This window comes from Chelatococcus composti (genome assembly GCF_014201415.1).
GTDB classification, from domain to species: domain Bacteria; phylum Pseudomonadota; class Alphaproteobacteria; order Rhizobiales; family Beijerinckiaceae; genus Chelatococcus_A; species Chelatococcus_A composti.
The window spans coordinates 505,735-523,442 of record NZ_JACHEH010000002.1 but is presented as its reverse complement, the minus strand read 5'-3'; the positions used below and the strand labels follow the sequence as shown (position 1 = coordinate 523,442).

Genomic DNA, 17,708 nt, shown 5'->3' with positions numbered 1-17,708 from the left:
CCCGAATCGCCATCATCCGCTCATGCGAAGCCTCTTCCGGCGTACCAGGCCGACCGACGACCACACCGGCGATCCGGACCACATCCTCGTCCATCACGCAGGCGAGGCTTACCGGGTCACGGTGAAGCGGCGGGCCGGTGCACGGCGGATGACGCTGCGCGTGTCGGGCGCGACGGGCGAAGCCGTCCTCACGCTGCCGGAGCGCACGCCCCTCTCCCGCGCCCGGGAGTTCGCCAATGCCCATGGCGGATGGCTGGCGACGCGCCTCGAGCGGGTGCCGGAGCGGGTGCCGCTGCTGCCGGGTGCGATCGTGCCGTTGCGCGGAGAACCGCACCGCATCGTGCATCTGGAAGGCCAGCGCTCGCCCGCCCGCGCCGGGCGGGATGCCGATGGGGCGGCCATCATCAGCGTCGGCGGCGAGGTGGCGCATGTGCCGCGGCGGCTGCGCGATTTCCTGGTGCGCGAGGCGGAGCGAGACCTGAGGGCGGCGGTCGAGCGGCACACGGCGGTGCTCGGCCGCAGGGCGGCCTCAGTCACCGTCCGCGACACCACGAGCCGCTGGGGCTCGTGCAGCGCCGCCGGGCGCCTCAACTTCTCCTGGCGGCTCATCCTCGCGCCGCCCTTCGTGCTCGACTATCTCGCCGCGCACGAGGTGGCGCATCTTCAGGAAATGAACCACTCTGTCCGCTTCTGGCGGCTGACCAAGCAGCTCTGTCCGCGTACGGACGAGGCGGAAGCCTGGCTCAAGCGCCACGGCACCACCCTGCATCGCTACGGCTGAAGGCTCGACAGGCGGCTGCGCGCCGCCTAGAGGAAGGGCCCTCACCTCCAGTTGCCCTTCCATGCGCCTTTCGCCCGACACCTTTGCGATGACCGCGACGCTCGCCCTGCTGACCGCACTGGGGCCGCTGTCGACGGATATGTACCTGCCTTCGCTGCCGGCCATCGCCGCCTTCTTCGGTACGGGCCCGGCCGAGGCCCAGATGACGCTGTCGGCCTTTCTCTTTGGCTTCGCCGCCGGCCAGTTCCTGCACGGGCCGCTGTCGGACCAGTACGGCCGCAGGCCGGTACTGCTCGCCGGGCTCGGCCTCTTCATTGCCGCGACCGCGGCCTGTGCCCTGGCGCCCTCCATCGAATGGCTGACGGTGGCCCGTTTCGTCCAGGCGCTCGGCGCCTCGGGGCCGATCGTACTCGCCCGCGCCGTCGTGCGCGATCTCTACGAGGGGCCGCGCGCCGGGCGGGAGCTCTCCCGCATGGGCAGCATCATGGGCCTGGTCCCGGCGCTGGCCCCCGTCCTCGGCGGGGTCCTGCAGGCCCTCTGCGGCTGGCGGGCGAGCTTCGTCGTCGCACTTGCCGGCGGCCTGGCGCTCGCCGCCGTCGTGGCTGCGGGCCTTCCGGAGACCCTGCGGCAGCGACGCCCGGGGTCGTTGTCCCTCGTCCATATCGGCCGCGAGTTTGGTGCCCTCGCCGCGAGCAGGGTCTATCGCGTCTATGTCGGGCTCGCCGCCCTGACCTATGCCGGGCTCTTCAGTTTCATCTCCGGCTCGTCCTTCGTGCTGCAGAACCTCTACGGCCTCGGCGAGGTCGCCTTCGGCCTGAGCTTCGGCACGGTCGTCGTCGGCTACATCTGCGGCACGGTACTCGCCCAGCGGCTCGTTGGCCGGCGCGGTCTCGACGGCACCATCGCCATCGGAACCGTCTGCCTCGCGGCCGGCGGGCTCCTCATGCTGGCGCTCACGCTCGCCGGCATCGTTTCGGCATTCGCCGTGGTGGTGCCCATGGCCGTCTATACCTTCGGCGTCGGGCTCGTCATGCCGCAGACGACGGCAGCGGCGATGATGCCGTTTCCGGAGCGGGCGGGCGCCGCCTCCTCGCTGCTCGGCATCTGCCAGATGACCTTTGCCGCCCTCGTCGGGCTTCATGTCGGCCATGTGGTCGCGACCTCCGCCGTGCCGCTCACGGCGACAATCGCGGCCATCGGGATAGCGGCCCTGGCACTCTTCGTCGTCAGTCGGCTCATCCGCGCCGGCGCCTGAGACTTCACCCGCCGAAGAGCATCTCCAGCAGCCCGCGCTGACGCTGCGGCGCGGCCGCCTGCGCGGGTGCCGGGCCGACCGCGGCCGGCGGCAGCGCGCCGGCATAGCCACCCTCGGCGACGAGCGCCTCGTCGTCTGCGGGCGGCAGGCGGTTGAACGGCCCGCCAGGCAGCGGCACGGGGGCCTGGCCCTTGAGGGCGGCGGTCATGTAGTTCTTCCAGATCTCGGCCGGCAGGTTGGCGCCCGAGGCCTTCTTCGTCGGCTTGCTGTCGTCGTTGCCGAGCCACACGCCGGTGACGAGGCTGCCGGTGTAGCCCACGAACCAGGCATCGCGATATTCTTGGCTGGTGCCCGTCTTGCCGGCGGCTTCCCAGCCGGCAAGCTCGGCGCGGCGACCGGTGCCGGTCCGCAGTGTCTGGCGCAGCATCATGTTCATCTGCGCCACGTGCTGCGGCTCGATGACCCGCCCAAGGTCGGTCGGCGTGCGCTTGTACAGCACTTTGCCGTCCGTCGTCTTCACCTCGCGGATGAGATAGGGGATGACGCCGGTGCCGCCGTTGGCGAAGGCGGCATAGGCGGCGACAAGCTCGATGGGCCGCACTTCGGAGGTGCCGAGCGACAGTGACAGGTTGGGCTGCAGCGGCGAGGTAATGCCGAGCCGCTGCGCCGTGCGCACCACGGCCTTCGGTCCCATTTCGGCGATGAGCTGTGCCGTGACCGTGTTGATCGACCGCGCCAGTGCCGTCGTGAGCGTCACGGGGCCGGCATACTTGCGGTTGGCGTTCTCGGGTCGCCAGCCGTTGAGGTTGACGGGCGCGTCCTCGCGCACCGTATCCGGCGTCAGGCCGTTCTCGAGCGCCGCGAGATAGACGAAGGGCTTGAAGGAGGAGCCCGGCTGCCGCCGCGCCACCGTGGCGCGGTTGAACTGGCTCTGGCCATAGTTGCGTCCGCCGACGAGCGCGCGAATGCCGCCGTCCGGGGCGAGCGAGACGAGCGCCCCCTGGCTGACGCCGTACTTGGCACCCTGCTTGTCGAGCGCCTCCACCAGCGCCTTCTCGGCCGCGCGCTGCATGCCGATGTCGATGGTCGTCTCCACGACGACATCCTGCTGGACCGGGCCGATGAAGTCCTCCAGCACGTCCATGACGTAGTCGGCGGCATAGTTGGCCGAGCCGGCGCCGCGCGGCTTGATGGCCGTCGCCGGTTCCATGAGGGCACTCTTGGCCGCCGCCTCGGTGATGAAGCCTTCGCTTGCCATGGCCGAGAGCACCAGCTGGGCGCGCTTCTCGGCGCCGTCCGGATTGCGGTTGGGCGCAAGGCGAGACGGCGCCTGCACGAGACCGGCGAGCATCGCCGCCTCGGACAGGGACACCTCCCGCGCCGACTTGCCGAAGTAGCGCAGGGCTGCCGCCTCCACGCCATAGGAGCCGGCGCCGAAGTAGACGCGGTTGAGATAGAGCTCGAGGATCTCGTTCTTGGTGAACTTCTGCTCCAGCCACAGTGCCAGGATCGCCTCCTGGATCTTGCGCGAGATCGTGCGTTCCTGGGTGAGGAAGAGGTTCTTGGCGAGCTGCTGCGTGAGCGTGGAGCCGCCCTGCGCGACGCCGCCCGATGTCATGTTGCGCACCACGGCGCGTGTGATGCCGAGCGGGTCGATGCCGAAATGGTCGTAGAAGCGCCTGTCCTCGATGGCGATGAAGGCCTTCGGCAGATAGGGGGGCAGCTCGGAGAGCTTCACCTCGCGTCCGCCCATGTCGCCGCGGTTGGCAATGAGCGTGCCGTCGGAAGCGGTGATGGCAACGTTCGGCGGGCGCTTCGGCACGGTGAGCTGGTCGATGGGCGGCAGCTGCGCGAAGTGATAGGCGACGACGCCGGCAACCGCGATGCCGCACCAGATGGCGAGCACGAAACAGCTGCGCACGACCCAGCCGAGGAAGGACCGGCGCCTGCGACCGCCTCCGCGGCGCGTTCCGCCCGAACTGCCTCCCCCGTTGCCACGGCCGCCGCCCCTGCGGGCACGGCCCCCCGCCGCACGCCTCGCCATCACGTCCTCCTCGTGGAACAGGCTGTCCGGACCGTCCGCGCCGTCCGCCTCCGGATATCGACCGGGATTCTCCCCATCGGAGGGCACCGCCGAAAAGACGGGCTCGCGCGGCTGCCGCACCCGGCTGCCCGCCGCCCGGGCCCCGAGACGCGCGCCGGCGAGGATGCCGGTCGGCCGGTCTTCCGGCGTCAGGCGCAGATCGAATCCGTCGGATGCTGCCTTGGGCCGCCCCCTGTCGTGGGGAGCGGACACGGGCTGCCGGTCGTGCCGCTTTTCGAACGACATGTCTCTCCGTCTTCGCGGGTGCGCGGGCCGCCTGCACGGCCGCTCGCGGGCAGCATTCCAACCAAGCTATAAATGTGGCGGATTAAGGGGCGGTTACCCCCGGCCGATCCCGCTGCAGGCGAGTGCTGCCTGGCGGCAACAGGCGCGAACGAAGCGATTCCGGCATCCCTTGCGCCCATTTTCGCCCGAATTCCGGCATGCTCGATCGTCATATCACGTATGATTCGGCATCTGCCGAATTCCGGTTCAACCTCATGTGATCCCTCGCCTTCCCCTGCCCCGCCCGGCCGCCGGGCAGCAGCCGCAATGCCCGCTCCGAAAGACGCATGACCAGCATCGTCGTCCTCAATTCCCTGCTTCTTTTCGGTTCGGGCCTCGTCCTCATCGGTATCGTCTCGAGCTTGGTCGCCTCGCGCTTTGGCGCGCCGTTGCTGCTCGTCTTCCTAGCCATAGGCATGCTGGCGGGCGTCGACGGCATCGGCGGCATCCCCTTCAGTGACTTCCGCGCCACCTATCTCGTCGGTTCGCTGTCGCTCGCCATCATCCTGTTCGATGGCGGCCTGCGCACGCGCGTTTCCGGAGTCCGGGGAGCCGTGGCACCTGCAGCGGTGCTCGCCACGGTCGGTGTCGTCATCACGGCGGGGCTGACGGGGCTCGTGGCCATGCTGGTACTCGACCTTGCACCCCTGGAGGGCTTGCTCGTCGGCTCGGTGGTGGCCTCGACGGATGCGGCGGCTGTCTTCTTCCTGCTGCGTGCCGGCGGCCTGCAGCTGAAGCGGCGGGTCAATGCCATGCTGGAGGTCGAATCGGCCACCAATGACCCCGCCGCCGTCTTCCTCGTCGTGCTTCTGGTGCAGCTCATCGGTGCCGGCGGCGTCTCCTCGACGACGGAGTTCGTCAATCTCGTCCTGCGCCAGGCGATTGTTGGCATCACGGCGGGCGTCGCTGGCGGCTTCGCCATCACCTTCGCCGTCAACCGCATCACCTTCCCGTCGGGCTTGCACCCGCTGTTCGTCGTTGCCGGCGCCGTCACGCTCTACGCGATGACCGCGCTGGCCGACGGCTCGGGCTTCCTTGCCGTCTATATCGCCGGCCTCATTGTGGGTAACCGGCCGGTGCGGGCGTTCGCGCCGATCCTGAGCTTCCATAATGCGGCGACCTGGCTGTGCCAGATCGTCATGTTCCTGATGCTCGGTCTGCTCGTGACACCGGCGGACCTTCTCAGTCACGCCATCCCGGCGCTCGCAATCGCGATCTTTCTCATCTTCATCGGACGTCCCGTCGCCGTCTGGCTCTGCCTGACGCCCTTCCGCTTCCCGGTGCGCGAGAAGCTCTTCGTCTCCTGGGTCGGCCTGCGCGGGGCGGTGTCGATCTTTCTCGCAGCCATCCCGATGCTGTCGCAGCTGCCGAATGCGGAGGTCTATTTCAACGTCGCCTTCTTTGTCGTTCTCGTCTCGCTGCTGCTTCAAGGCTGGACGGTGACGAGCGCGGCGCGGAGCACCGGGGTGGCGCTTGCCGACCCCGCGCCGGAGGTGAGCCGCGTCGAGATCGACCTGCCGGGGCAGCTCGACTACGAGATGGTGGGCTATCCCATCGTCGCGGACAGCCCGGTGATGGGCCGGGGCGGGCTGCCGCCCTGGGCGCGTGCGGTGCTCATCGTGCGACGCAACGCCGTTCTCACCCCCGAGGAGGCCGGGGCGCTGCGTGTCGGCGACTACGGCTACTTCCTCGCCCCGCCGCAGCGCGTCAACCGGCTCGACCGCCTGTTCGCCCCCTTCGAGGGGCACCAGGGGCGCGCCTCAGCCGGTGTGTTCAGCTTCGGCCCGGATGTCAGGCTGGGCGAGCTTGCGGCTACCTACGGCATCACTGTTGACGACGACGTCAAGGACCAGACGGTCGGCAGCCTGTTCATCGACACCTTCGAGGAGGGCGTGCGCGAGGGCGACCGGATTGCGCTGGGGCCAGTGACGCTGGTGGCGCGCGGCGTCCACGACGGCGTGCCGCACACGATCTCGCTCATTCTCGACAGCGAGGATGCGGATGTCGCCGTCGTCGTGCCGACGACGGCGATGGAACGTCTCATGGCGGCTCTCGTCGCGCGCCTCACCCCGCTGCAGGCCCGCCTCGCCGACGGCACCCGACGCCTGACAGAGAGCCTGCGGGGCGCCGTCTCCAGGTGGCGCGCGCGCTTGTAACCGTTCGACGGAAGACCGCGGGCGCGGGGGCGCCCGCGGGGACCGGGGGCGTCAGGCGGCGATCGACAGATCCGGGCCAGCCGAGCGCACGTCAGCGTCGACGTGGTCCTCGAACTTCTTGAAGTTGGTACGGAACATGCCGACGAGGCGGCGCGCCGTCTCGGCGAACTCGGCCTTGCTCGCCCAGGTCTTCACCGGATAGAGGATGTGCGGCTCCACGCCCGGCACCGAGGTCGGCACCGCGAAGCCGAAGTAGGGATCCTGCCGGAAGTCGGCGCGGTTGAGCGAGCCATCGAGGGCCGCCGCCAGGAGGCGCCGCGTGACACGGATGGGCATGCGCCGGCCGACGCCATACTTGCCACCCGTCCAGCCGGTGTTCACCAGCCAGCAGTCGACGCCGTGCTTGGCGATGAGATCGCGCAGCAGGTTGCCGTAGACCGAGGGATGGCGCGGCATGAAGGGCGCGCCGAAGCAGGTCGAGAAGGTTGCCTCCGGGTCCGTCACACCCTTCTCCGTGCCGGCGACTTTCGCCGTGTAGCCGGAGAGGAAGTGGTACATGGCCTGGGCGGGCGTCAGCTTGGCAATGGGCGGCAGGACGCCGAACGCATCGCATGTGAGCATGACGATGTTCTTCGGCACGCCGGCACGGCCCGTCTTGCTCGCGTTGGGGATGAAGTCGAGCGGATAGGCGCAGCGCGTGTTCTCGGTCTTCGAGCCGTCGTCGAAATCCGGCACACGCGTCAGCGGGTCGAGCACGACGTTCTCGAGGATCGTGCCGAAGCGTTCGGTCGTCGCATAGATCTCGGGCTCGGCCTCGCGCGACAGGCGGATGGTCTTGGCATAGCAACCGCCCTCGAAGTTGAAGACGCCGTCGGCGCTCCAGCCGTGCTCGTCGTCGCCGATGAGGGTGCGCGACGGGTCGGCCGACAGTGTCGTCTTGCCCGTGCCGGACAGGCCGAAGAAGACCGCCACATCCCCCCGCTCGCCGACATTGGCGGAGCAGTGCATCGGCATCACGCCCTTCGCCGGCAGCGTGTAGTTGAGATAGGTGAAGACCGACTTCTTCATCTCGCCGGCATAGGACGTGCCACCGATCAGCACGATTCCGCGCGAGAAGTCGCAGGCGATCACCGTCTCCGAGCGCACGCCGTGGCGCGCAGGGTCGGCCCGGAAGGACGGCAGGTCGACGATGGTGAGCTGCGGCACAAAGTGCGCGAGCTCGCCCGCCTCGGGACGGATGAGGAGGTTGCGGATAAACAGCGAGTGCCACGCATATTCGGTGAAGACGCGGACACTGACGCGATAGGCCGGATCGGCCCCGCCGTAGAGATCCTGCCCGAAGAGCTCCTTGCCCTCGGCATGGGCGAGAAAGTCCGCGAGCAGGGTGTCGAACTGCTCCGGCGAGATGGCGCCATTGTTGTCCCACCAGATCTCGTCGCGCGTCGCATCGTCCTTGACGATGAACTTGTCCTTCGGGCTGCGGCCGGTGTGGACACCCGTCTCGGCCGCGAGCGCGCCGCCTCTGGCGAGCACGGCCTCGCCGCGCTTCAGCGCTTCCTCGTAGAGGCGCGGAGCCTCCAGATTCCAGAAGACGCGTTTGAGTTGTTTGAAGCCGAAGCTCTCGGCGCCGCACGCGCCGTTGAATACGCCGACGTTGTCCACGATGTCCTCCTTGGGCCCCCGGCCGCGCTGATGGACGTTGAAGCCGGAAGGGCCTCCACATCCGTACACCGCGGCTGCCAGGACCATCGATGCCCGGCCCGCTGCCGACTTTCAAGTGCGGGACGGGCCGCTTGCGTCATCGAATCGATTGAAGGCAACGTTCCTCCCGGGGCGGCACTGTGCGGCCCCGGGGGGCGTCAGCGCCGGCGCGCCTCTTCTGCGAGCTGCTTCAGCACCTGGCGCAGCTCGCCCGGCGCGCCGATGGGAGAGGGGAACTCCACTCGCCCGATCAGGTCGCCGCACATGAGATCGAGGCCGTGCCGGTCGATGCCGGTCGCCCGCCATTTGCCATCGGGCAGGCCGAGGAGCTTCGTCGCATAGAGGGCGAGGGCATCGGCATGATCCTCGTTCATGTGTGCGACGGCGCCGGCCTCGCTCTCCACCAGGTGCTCGGCGCCCGACAGGTCGTCGATCAAGTCCCGCGGCGTCAGGTCGACGATGCGGCCGAAGCCGGCGACGAGGTGGGCGCCCGTGACCTCGATGCGGTAGAAGGCGAAATCCCTGAAACCGGCGTAGCCGGCCGACATCGGATGGCGGGCGAGGAAGCGGCGCCTGTCGGCCTCGTCCTCGCTCACCACCGCGCGGCCGAAGAGGCTGATGCGCGGATGGGCGCTCGGATCACCGGCGCCGATCTGGGTGAGGAGCAGCGAGACGCGCGAATCACGGGCGATGTTCTGGGTATGCAGGGCGAGCGTTGAGATGAGCGTGATGGGCGTGCCGTCGAAAGCCGTCGCGACATTCACGAGGGACGCATAGGGGGAGCCGTCGGCCGCAAGCGTACCGAGGGTGCCGAAGCGGGCCCGGCGCAGAAGGCGCACGGCGGTGGCACGAGGATCGAACGCGGCGGTTGAATCGGCGGCTGTCGACATCAATATTATCTCCGATGGCAGGCAGACATGGCGTCATGACCCCAAACGCTGTAGGATCATTCTGCAGTCATTGTCATATTTCGGCCGTCCTCGTCCCACAGGAGGCTCGGCTTCACTGACGCTGCGAACGAGCGAGCCAGTATGCCGACAATCGCCCTCGTCGATGACGACCGCAATATCCTGACCTCCGTTTCCATCGCTCTGGAAGCCGAGGGCTACCGTATACAGACATATACGGATGGCGCGTCGGCTCTGGATGGCCTGAAGGCCAACCCGCCTGATCTCGCCATTCTCGACATCAAGATGCCGCGGATGGACGGGATGGAGCTGCTGCGCCGTCTGCGCCAGAAGACGGACATGCCCGTGATCTTCCTCACCTCCAAGGACGAGGAGATCGACGAGCTGTTCGGCCTCAAGATGGGCGCCGACGATTTCATCCGTAAACCGTTCTCGCAGCGCCTCCTCGTCGAGCGCGTGAAGGCCGTTCTGCGGCGCGCGAGCCCGCGCGAGCAGGGAGCCTCCCGCGAGAGCGACTCCAAGGTGCTCGAACGCGGCCTTCTCAAGATGGACCCGGAGCGCCACACCTGCACCTGGAAGAACGACCCGGTTACGCTGACCGTGACCGAGTTCCTCATCCTGCAGGCGCTGGCCCAGCGTCCGGGCGTCGTGAAGAGCCGCAACGCGCTGATGGACGCCGCCTACGACGATCAGGTCTATGTGGACGACCGCACCATCGACAGCCACATCAAGCGCCTGCGCAAGAAGTTCAAGGCCGTCGACAGCAGCTTCGACATGATTGAGACGCTTTACGGGGTCGGCTACCGCTTCAAGGAAACCTGACGGCAGATGGATAAGCGAGCCGCCGGCCCCCGGCCGGCGCGTCGACGCGGTCGCGAGGACGAATGACCGCCGAACCGTTCGACGAGACAAGGGCACCGGCCGATGGCGCCGAATCGGAGGCGCAGGCGCCCGGGCGGGACGGGCTTGCCCGGCGCGTGCGCCGCATCGGCCAGCTGATCGTCACGCGCCTGTCGTCGAGCCTGACGCGGCGGATCGTCGTGCTCAACCTCGCCGGGCTCGTGGCGCTCTTCCTGGGGTTCCTCTACCTCAATCAGTTCCGCGCCGGCCTCATCGACGCGCGCGTGCAGAGCCTGCTCACCCAGGGCGAGATCATCGCCGGCGCGATTGCTGCCTCGGCGACGGTCGAGACCGACACGATCACCATCGATCCCGACAAGCTGCTGCAGCTCCAGGCCGGCGAAAGCTCGGGCCTGCAGGAGGATTTCTCGCCACTTGAGTTTTCCATCAACCCGGAACGGGTGGCGCCGCTGCTGCGCCGGCTGGTGACGCCGACGCGCACGCGCGCGCGCATCTACGACCGGGACGGCTATCTCCTGCTCGATTCGCGCAACCTCTATTCGCGCGGCGACATCCTGAGCTTCGACCTGCCGCCGATCTCGCAGCAGGAGCCGACGCTGGTCGAGAGCGCCTGGAAGTGGCTGAAGCGCCTCTTTGGCCGCTCTGGCACGCCCTTCGCCGAGGACATCACGGCCACGAGCGGCAAGTCCCTGCCCGAGGTGCAGAAGGCGCTGTCCGGCCAGCCGGGCAGCGTGGTGCGGGTCAACGCCCGCGGCGAGACGACCGTGTCGGTGGCTGTTCCCATCCAGCGCTTCCGCACCGTGCGCGGGGCGCTCGTCCTGTCCACCCAGGGCGGCGACATCGACAGCATCATCGCTGCCGAACGCTGGGCGCTGCTGCGGGTTTTCGCGGTGGCCGCCGCCGTGATGCTGGTGCTGTCGGTGCTGCTCGCCGGCACCATCGCCGGGCCGATGCGGCGCCTGGCCGAGGCGGCGGAGCGGGTGCGCCGGGGCATCAAGTCGCGGCAGGAGATTCCGGACTTCACTGACCGTTCGGACGAGATCGGCCACCTGTCCGGCGCGCTGCGCGACATGACGCGGGCGCTCTACAACCGCATCGAGGCCATCGAGACCTTCGCTGCGGACGTGGCGCACGAGCTCAAGAACCCCCTCACCTCGCTGCGCAGCGCCGTCGAGACATTGCCGCTCGCCCGCAACGAGGAATCGCGCAAGCGCCTCCTCGCGATCATCCAGCACGACGTCAAGCGGCTCGACCGGCTGATCAGCGACATCTCGGACGCCTCGCGCCTCGATGCCGAGCTTGCCCGTGCCGAGGCGGAGCCGGTGGACCTGCGCCGCCTGCTGGAGGCGGTGGTGGCGGTGGCCAACGAGGTGCGCGGCGCCGAGGCCGCCCCCATCCGCCTGACGATCAAGGACGCGCCGCAGCGCGACGCCTATCTCGTCATGGGGCACGACAGCCGCCTCGGCCAGGTGGTGAACAACCTCATCGACAACGCCCGCTCCTTCTCGCCGCCGGGCCATGAGGTGCGCGTGACCATGCAGCGCGTCCGCGGCGAGATCGACATCATCGTCGACGACGACGGGCCGGGCATTCCCCCCCATGCCCTGGAGCGCATCTTCGAGCGCTTCTATACCGACAGGCCGGAACAGGGCTTCGGCCAGAACTCCGGTCTCGGCCTGTCCATCTCGCGCCAGATCGTCGAGGTGCACCGCGGCCGCATCTGGGGCGAGAACCGCATGGACCACTCCGGCGCCGAGCCGAAATGCCTCGGCGCGCGTTTCGTGGTGCGGCTGCCGGCGGCCGTGCGCTCATGACCGGAACGGACGCGCCAGCCCCGCCTGCCACCATCCACGCCGGCTGCGTCCTCGTGGACGAGGCGGGCATCCTCATCCGCGGCCCCTCCGGCGCCGGCAAGTCACGCCTCGCCCAGGCCCTCATCGCCGGCGCGCAGGCAAGCGGGCGCTTCGCCCGCCTCGTCAGCGACGACCGCTGCTGCGTGCGGGCGTGCAACGGGCGGCTCGTCGTCCGCCCGCCGGCGGTGCTCGCCGGGCTCCTCGAGGTGCGGGGCATCGGCATCGTCCGGACAGAGACCGAGGGGGCGGCGGTCGTGCGCCTCGTGGTCGATTGCGAGGCCGAGTTGCCGGAACGATACCCGCAATCCACAGACCGGACGGTAACGGTAGCGGGCATCAGCCTGCCGCGAATCCGCGTCTCTTGCGGCGACAGCAGCACGACGGCTGCCGTCGTTCTGGGCATGCTGGGGCGAATCGAGCGTCCGATGCTGCATCTTTTGACTGAATGATGACCAAATGGTCGCAGGCCCTTGCACTTGTCGTCGCAATGCACAAAATGGGCGCTCCAATGGGTGGCAGGGCCACGGGTTCTTGAATGATCGGTCTTGTGCTGGTGACCCACGGCTGCCTGGCGACGGAATTTCGAGCCGCGCTGGAGCATGTGGTTGGCCCTCAGAAACAGCTGGAAACCATCACCATCGGTCCGGATGATGACATGGAGAGCCGTCGCAGGGACATCCTGACGGCGGTAAGCCACGTCGATACGGGCGATGGTGTGGTCGTCCTCACAGACATGTTCGGCGGCACACCGTCGAACCTTGCGATCTCCGTGATGAACGGGCGCAATGTCGAGGTGGTGGCGGGCATCAACCTGCCCATGCTCATCAAGCTCGCCAGCGTGAGGGACGAGAAGCCGCTGGAGGATGCCGTCCTGCAGGCGCAGGAGGCGGGCCGCAAGTACATCAACGTGGCGAGCCGTGTGCTCGCAGGAAAATGACAGCGGGCGGCATGGACATCGAACCCCTCGACAACGGCGACTGTCCCCCGGCCCCGATCCCGGAAGGCGCGCTGGTGCGCGAGCTCCCCATCATCAACCGCAAGGGGCTGCACGCCCGTGCCTCGGCCAAGTTCGTGCAGACGGTAGAGCGTTTCTCCTCCGAAGTCACGGTGACGCGCTGCGGCGAAACGGTCGGCGGCCGCTCCATCATGGGCCTTCTGACCCTGGCTGCCGCCCAGGGCACGAGCATCACCGTAACGGCGAAGGGCGAGGATGCCGAGGCGTGCCTCGATGCTATTGCCGAGCTGCTCGCCAACCGCTTCGGCGAGGACGAATAGCTTCGGGCGTGCCGGCAGCGGCACACCTCTCTATTGCGGAATGGTGCCGTTGGCCGCCAGCACATCGCCGGCGAGATAGAGCGAGCCCGTGACGAGGATGCGCGGCGGGCGCTCCCATTTCATCTCCCGCAACCCCACGAGCGCCGCCTCGACGCTGTCGCTCGTCCGCGCCTTCAGGCCGACGGACCGGGCGATGTCGGCGACCTCCTCCGCCGGCCGGGCAGCAAGCTGCGACGGGATGGGCACGGCGACAAGCTCCTGCGCGAGGCCAACGAAAGGCTTGAGAAAGCCGTCGGCATCCTTCGTGCCGAGCATTCCCACCACCATGACGAGCGGGGCGGGGTACCGCTCCTCAAGTTCGGCGAAGGCGGCGGCAAGCGCGCGGCCGCCATCGGGGTTATGGCCGCCGTCGAGCCACAACTCGGCCCCGGCGGGAGAGAGGTCGACGAGGCCGCCCTGGCGCAGACGCTGCATGCGGGCCGGCCATTCCGCCCGAGTCATGCCCGCCTCGAAGGCGTCCGCCGGCAGGCGCCCGTAGCCCGCCGCCCGCAGGGCGGCGAGCGCCGTTCCCGCATTGACAAGCTGGTGGCGGCCAGGGAGCCGCGGCAGCGGCAGATCGAGCAGGCCCTGCTCGTCCTGGTAGACGAGGCGCCCACGCTCCTCGTGCACGTGAAAGTCCTGGCCGCCGACGAGAATGGAGCGGGCGCCGACGCGCTCCGCCGCCGCTTCGAGGACCGCGGTGGTCTCCGGCTCCTGCGGCGCGATAACGGCCGGAGCGCCGCGCTTGAAGATGCCGGCCTTCTCGGCGGCGATGCGCGTGACACTGTCGCCGAGATAGTCGGCATGGTCGAGGGAGACGGGCGTTACCACGCAGGCCTGCGGCGCCTCGACGACATTGGTGGCGTCGAGCCGGCCGCCGAGCCCGACCTCGAGCAGCAGCACGTCGGCCGGCGTCTCGGCGAAGAGCAGCATGGCCGCGGCCGTCGTGATCTCGAAGACGGTGATCGGAGCCCCGCCGTTGGCCTGCTCGCAGCGCTCCAGCGCTGCGACGAGCCGCTCCTCGGCAACGAACTGGCCACCGCCAGGGCGGCCGAGCCGGATGCGCTCGTGGAAGCGCACCAGATGCGGCGAGGTATAGACGTGGACGACGAGCCCAGCCGCCTCCAGGACGGCGCGCATGAAGGCGATCGTCGAGCCCTTGCCGTTGGTTCCGGCCACATGGATGACCGGCGGCAGCCGGCGCTGAGGCTCCCCTATACGTGCCAGCAGCCGCTCGATCCGGCCGAGGGACAGGTCGATCGTCTTGGGATGCAGCGCGAGAAAGCGCGCGAGCATGGCATCTGACGATTCCATGGCGGACCCCGGCCGCTATCTGGGAGGCAGGTGGTTACTCGGCGGCAGCGTCGAGCGCGGGCTGCTGCTGTGCGGGCCGGTCGACAGCAACGGGCTTGCCCTGCTTCATCAGCAGCCGGCACAGCCGGGCAATGGTCGCCTTGAGGTCGCGGCGATGCACGACCATGTCGACCATGCCGTGCTCCCGCAGATATTCGGAGCGCTGGAAGCCTTCCGGCAGCTTCTCCCGGATCGTCTGCTCGATGACGCGCGGGCCGGCAAAGCCGATGAGGGCGCCCGGCTCGGCAATGTGCACGTCGCCCAGCATCGCATAGGAGGCGGTGACGCCGCCGGTTGTCGGATTCGTCAGCACCACGATGTAGGGCAGGCGGGCTTCCTTGAGCCTGCGCACCGCCACGGTCGTGCGCGGCATCTGCATGAGCGAAAGGATGCCCTCCTGCATGCGGGCGCCGCCGGAGGAGACGAAGAGCACGAAGGGCGTGCGGCGGGCGATTGCCGTCTCCATGCCGGTGATGATGGCCTCGCCGGCAGCCATGCCGAGCGAGCCGCCCATGAACTCGAAATCCTGCACCGCGGCAGTGACGGTCGAGCCCTCGACCGTGCCCACGCCGACCTGGACGGCATCCTGCGCGCCGGTCTTGGCGCGGGCGTCGCGCAGACGGTCCACATACCGCTTCTCGTCGCGGAACTTGAGGGGGTCGACCGGCACTTCCGGCAGGGCGATCTCTTCCCACGTGCCGCCGTCGAAGAAGGAGGCGAGGCGCGCCTTGGCCGCCATCCGCAGATGGTACTCGGAGCCGGGGATGACGAAGAGGTTGGCCTCGACGTCCTTGTGGAAGACCATCTGCCCCGTCTCGGGGCACTTGATCCAGAGATTCTCCGGCACCTCACGCTTGAACAGCGTCTTGATCTTGGGCCGTACGACGTCGGAAATCCAGTTCACTGGGGGCGACCTCTGGTGTCCCGGCGTGGCCCTGCCACGCCCGGGGATCGCGGATCTGTCCGCGATCCCGAGATATCATCATGGGCCTTCACATAGACCTTCACGCGGCATTTCGCTAGGTGCGACGAGATGGCAGCGTCCTGCACCCTGCCCGGCGAACAGGCGAAAGCCCCCTCAGGCGGCCGGCGCCTTGGCCACGGAGCGCACACCCGCCGCCAGCTCGCCGACCAGTTTCTCCACGGCAGGAACCGTCGCGGCCGTCGCACGCCCTTCTCCATCGAGCGAGGCGCGCACCGCCTCGACGACGGCCGAACCGACCACGACGCCGTCCGCCCCGCGCGCGATCGCGGCGGCATGCTCGCCGGTCTTCACGCCGAAGCCGACGACGACCGGAAGGTCCGTATGCGCCTTGATGCGCGCCACCGACCGGGCCACGGCGTCGAAATCTGGCGTCGCGCTGCCGGTGATGCCGGTGATCGAGACGTAGTAGACGAAGCCCGAGGTGTTGGCGAGCACCGCCGGCAGGCGGGCATCGTCCGTCGTCGGCGTGGCGAGGCGGATGAAGGACAGGCCCGCCTTCAGCGCCGGTACACAGAGCTCGTCGTCCTCCTCCGGCGGCAGGTCGACGACGATGAGACCGTCGACGCCGGCCTCGCGCGCATCGCTCAGGAAGCGCTCAACGCCGTAGACATAGATGGGGTTGTAGTAGCCCATGAGGATGACGGGGGTGTCCGCATCCCCCGCGCGGAAGGCGCGCACCATGTCGAGCGTCTTCCGCAACGTCTGGCCGCCCTTGAGTGCCCGCTGCGAGGAGAGCTGGATGGCCGGACCATCGGCCATCGGATCGGTGAATGGCATGCCGATCTCGATGAGGTCAGCCCCTGCGCCGGGCAGCGCCTTCAGGATCGCGAGCGAGGTGTCGGCATCCGGATCGCCGGCCGTGACGAAGGTCACGAGCGCCGCGCGGCCCTCGGCGCGGCAGACGGCAAAGCGCCGGTCGATGCGGCTCATCAGAACTGTCCTCCGAGGATGTCGGCGACCTGCGGCACGTCCTTGTCGCCGCGGCCGGAGAGATTGACGACCATGAGATGGTCCTGCGGCAGCTCTGGCGCCAGCTCGACCGCCTTGGCGATGGCATGGGCGGACTCGAGCGCCGGGATAATGCCCTCGAGCTTGGACAGCAGCATGAAGGCGTCCAGCGCCTCCTTGTCGGTTGCCGACAGATAGGTGACGCGCTCCGTCTCGTGCAGGAAAGCGTGCTCCGGGCCGATACCGGGGTAGTCGAGGCCGGCCGAGATGGAGTGGGCCTCGGTGATCTGCCCGTCGTCGTCCATCAGCAGATAGGTGCGGTTGCCGTGCAGGACGCCCGGCCGCCCACCGGTCAGCGAGGCAGCGTGCTGGCCGCTGGCGAGGCCGTGGCCTGCGGCCTCGACACCGTAGATGGCGACATCCTTGTCGTCGAGGAACGGATGGAACAGGCCCATGGCATTGGAGCCGCCCCCGATGCAGGCGATGAGTGAATCCGGCAGCCGGCCTTCGGCAGCCAGCATCTGCTCCCGCGTCTCCTTGCCGATGACGGACTGGAAGTCGCGCACCATGGCCGGATAGGGATGGGGCCCGGCCACCGTCCCGATGCAGTAGTAGGTCGTGGCGACGTTCGTAACCCAGTCGCGCAGCGCCTCGTTCATGGCGTCCTTGAGCGTGCGCGCCCCGGACTGCACCGGCACGACCTTCGCGCCGAGCATGTGCATCCGGAAGACATTGGGCTTCTGCCGTTCCACGTCGACGGCGCCCATGTAGACAACGCATTCGAGGCCGAAACGTGCGCACAGCGTGGCGGTTGCGACGCCGTGCTGGCCCGCGCCCGTCTCGGCGATGATACGCTTCTTGCCCATGCGACGCGCGAGCAGGATCTGCCCCAGCACGTTGTTGACCTTGTGCGAGCCAGTGTGGTTGAGCTCCTCGCGCTTGAGATAGATCTTGGCGCCCTTGCCAGGGTTCTTGGCACGCAGGTGTTCCGTCAGCCGCTCGGCGTAGTAGAGCGGGCTCGGCCGGCCAACATAGTGCGCCAGATAGCCGTCCATCTCGGCCTGGAAGGCCGGGTCGTTCTTGGCCTCCGCGTAGGCCTTCTCGACCTCGAGGATGACGGGCATGAGCGTCTCGGCGACGAACCGTCCGCCGAACTTTCCGAAATGGCCGCGCTCGTCGGGACCCGAGCGATAGGAATTGAGCGGTTGCACAGTCACGCGACCTT

General features: G+C 68.6%; 15 protein-coding genes. 8 read left to right on the top strand and 7 right to left on the bottom strand.

The window, feature by feature from the left end; all coding sequences use genetic code 11:
* The first annotated feature begins 22 nt into the window (after positions 1-22).
* Both HNQ73_RS05730 and HNQ73_RS05725 read left to right on the top strand, forming a co-directional pair.
* Positions 23-781, top strand: coding sequence for a M48 family metallopeptidase (locus tag HNQ73_RS05730; RefSeq protein WP_183333125.1), 759 nt, complete (start codon positions 23-25; stop codon positions 779-781).
* An 88-nt stretch (positions 782-869) separates the two neighbouring features.
* On the top strand, positions 870-2,036 hold the full coding sequence (locus HNQ73_RS05725) for a multidrug effflux MFS transporter (RefSeq protein ID WP_244649910.1): 1,167 nt from the start codon (positions 870-872) through the stop codon (positions 2,034-2,036).
* Between the two features lie 4 nt (positions 2,037-2,040).
* Here HNQ73_RS05725 and HNQ73_RS05720 read toward each other — a convergent pair whose 3' ends face one another.
* Positions 2,041-4,080: a transglycosylase domain-containing protein gene (locus HNQ73_RS05720; RefSeq protein ID WP_373284871.1), complete on the bottom strand. Its 2,040-nt coding sequence runs from the start codon at positions 4,078-4,080 to the stop codon at positions 2,041-2,043.
* A gap of 611 nt (positions 4,081-4,691) precedes the next feature.
* Here HNQ73_RS05720 and HNQ73_RS05715 point away from each other — a divergent pair.
* Complete coding sequence (locus HNQ73_RS05715) at positions 4,692-6,560, top strand: potassium/proton antiporter (protein ID WP_183333119.1); 1,869 nt, start codon at positions 4,692-4,694, stop codon at positions 6,558-6,560.
* A 51-nt stretch (positions 6,561-6,611) separates the two neighbouring features.
* On the opposite strand, the gene HNQ73_RS05710 is transcribed toward HNQ73_RS05715, so the two are convergent.
* Positions 6,612-8,222: a phosphoenolpyruvate carboxykinase gene (locus HNQ73_RS05710; protein ID WP_183333117.1), complete on the bottom strand. Its 1,611-nt coding sequence runs from the start codon at positions 8,220-8,222 to the stop codon at positions 6,612-6,614.
* Positions 8,223-8,419: 197 nt separating this feature from the next.
* On the bottom strand, positions 8,420-9,151 hold the full coding sequence (locus tag HNQ73_RS05705; protein ID WP_183333115.1) for a HugZ family pyridoxamine 5'-phosphate oxidase: 732 nt from the start codon (positions 9,149-9,151) through the stop codon (positions 8,420-8,422).
* A 141-nt stretch (positions 9,152-9,292) separates the two neighbouring features.
* On the opposite strand from HNQ73_RS05705, the gene HNQ73_RS05700 reads away from it, so the two are divergent.
* From HNQ73_RS05700 to HNQ73_RS05680, 5 genes are all read left to right on the top strand, one after another.
* Entirely contained in the window at positions 9,293-9,991 is a 699-nt protein-coding gene (locus HNQ73_RS05700; RefSeq protein WP_183333113.1) for a response regulator transcription factor, read from the top strand.
* Positions 9,992-10,053: 62 nt separating this feature from the next.
* A complete protein-coding gene (locus HNQ73_RS05695) occupies positions 10,054-11,844 on the top strand; it encodes a sensor histidine kinase (RefSeq protein ID WP_183333111.1) in 1,791 nt (596 codons plus the stop codon).
* Entirely contained in the window at positions 11,841-12,332 is a 492-nt protein-coding gene (locus tag HNQ73_RS05690; RefSeq protein WP_244649909.1) for an HPr kinase/phosphorylase, read from the top strand. Before HNQ73_RS05695 ends, HNQ73_RS05690 begins: the two co-directional genes overlap by 4 nt.
* Positions 12,333-12,418: 86 nt before the next feature.
* Positions 12,419-12,820 (top strand): PTS sugar transporter subunit IIA, encoded by a 402-nt coding sequence (locus tag HNQ73_RS05685; protein WP_183333107.1) that lies wholly within the window; start codon positions 12,419-12,421, stop codon positions 12,818-12,820.
* 11 nt (positions 12,821-12,831) lie between these two features.
* Positions 12,832-13,158, top strand: coding sequence for an HPr family phosphocarrier protein (locus HNQ73_RS05680; RefSeq protein WP_244649907.1), 327 nt, complete (start codon positions 12,832-12,834; stop codon positions 13,156-13,158).
* 30 nt (positions 13,159-13,188) lie between these two features.
* On the opposite strand, the gene HNQ73_RS05675 is transcribed toward HNQ73_RS05680, so the two are convergent.
* The 4 genes from HNQ73_RS05675 to trpB form a co-directional block, all read right to left on the bottom strand.
* Positions 13,189-14,511 carry a bifunctional folylpolyglutamate synthase/dihydrofolate synthase gene (locus tag HNQ73_RS05675; protein ID WP_183333103.1) on the bottom strand — a complete coding sequence of 441 codons (1,323 nt, stop codon included), beginning with the start codon at positions 14,509-14,511 and terminating at the stop codon, positions 13,189-13,191.
* A 34-nt stretch (positions 14,512-14,545) separates the two neighbouring features.
* A complete protein-coding gene (gene accD / locus HNQ73_RS05670; RefSeq protein WP_183333101.1) occupies positions 14,546-15,454 on the bottom strand; it encodes an acetyl-CoA carboxylase, carboxyltransferase subunit beta in 909 nt (302 codons plus the stop codon).
* Between the two features lie 174 nt (positions 15,455-15,628).
* A complete protein-coding gene (gene trpA / locus HNQ73_RS05665; RefSeq protein ID WP_183333351.1) occupies positions 15,629-16,468 on the bottom strand; it encodes a tryptophan synthase subunit alpha in 840 nt (279 codons plus the stop codon).
* Positions 16,465-17,700: a tryptophan synthase subunit beta gene (gene trpB, locus HNQ73_RS05660; protein ID WP_183333099.1), complete on the bottom strand. Its 1,236-nt coding sequence runs from the start codon at positions 17,698-17,700 to the stop codon at positions 16,465-16,467. Before trpB ends, trpA begins: the two co-directional genes overlap by 4 nt.
* Positions 17,701-17,708 lie beyond the last annotated feature (8 nt).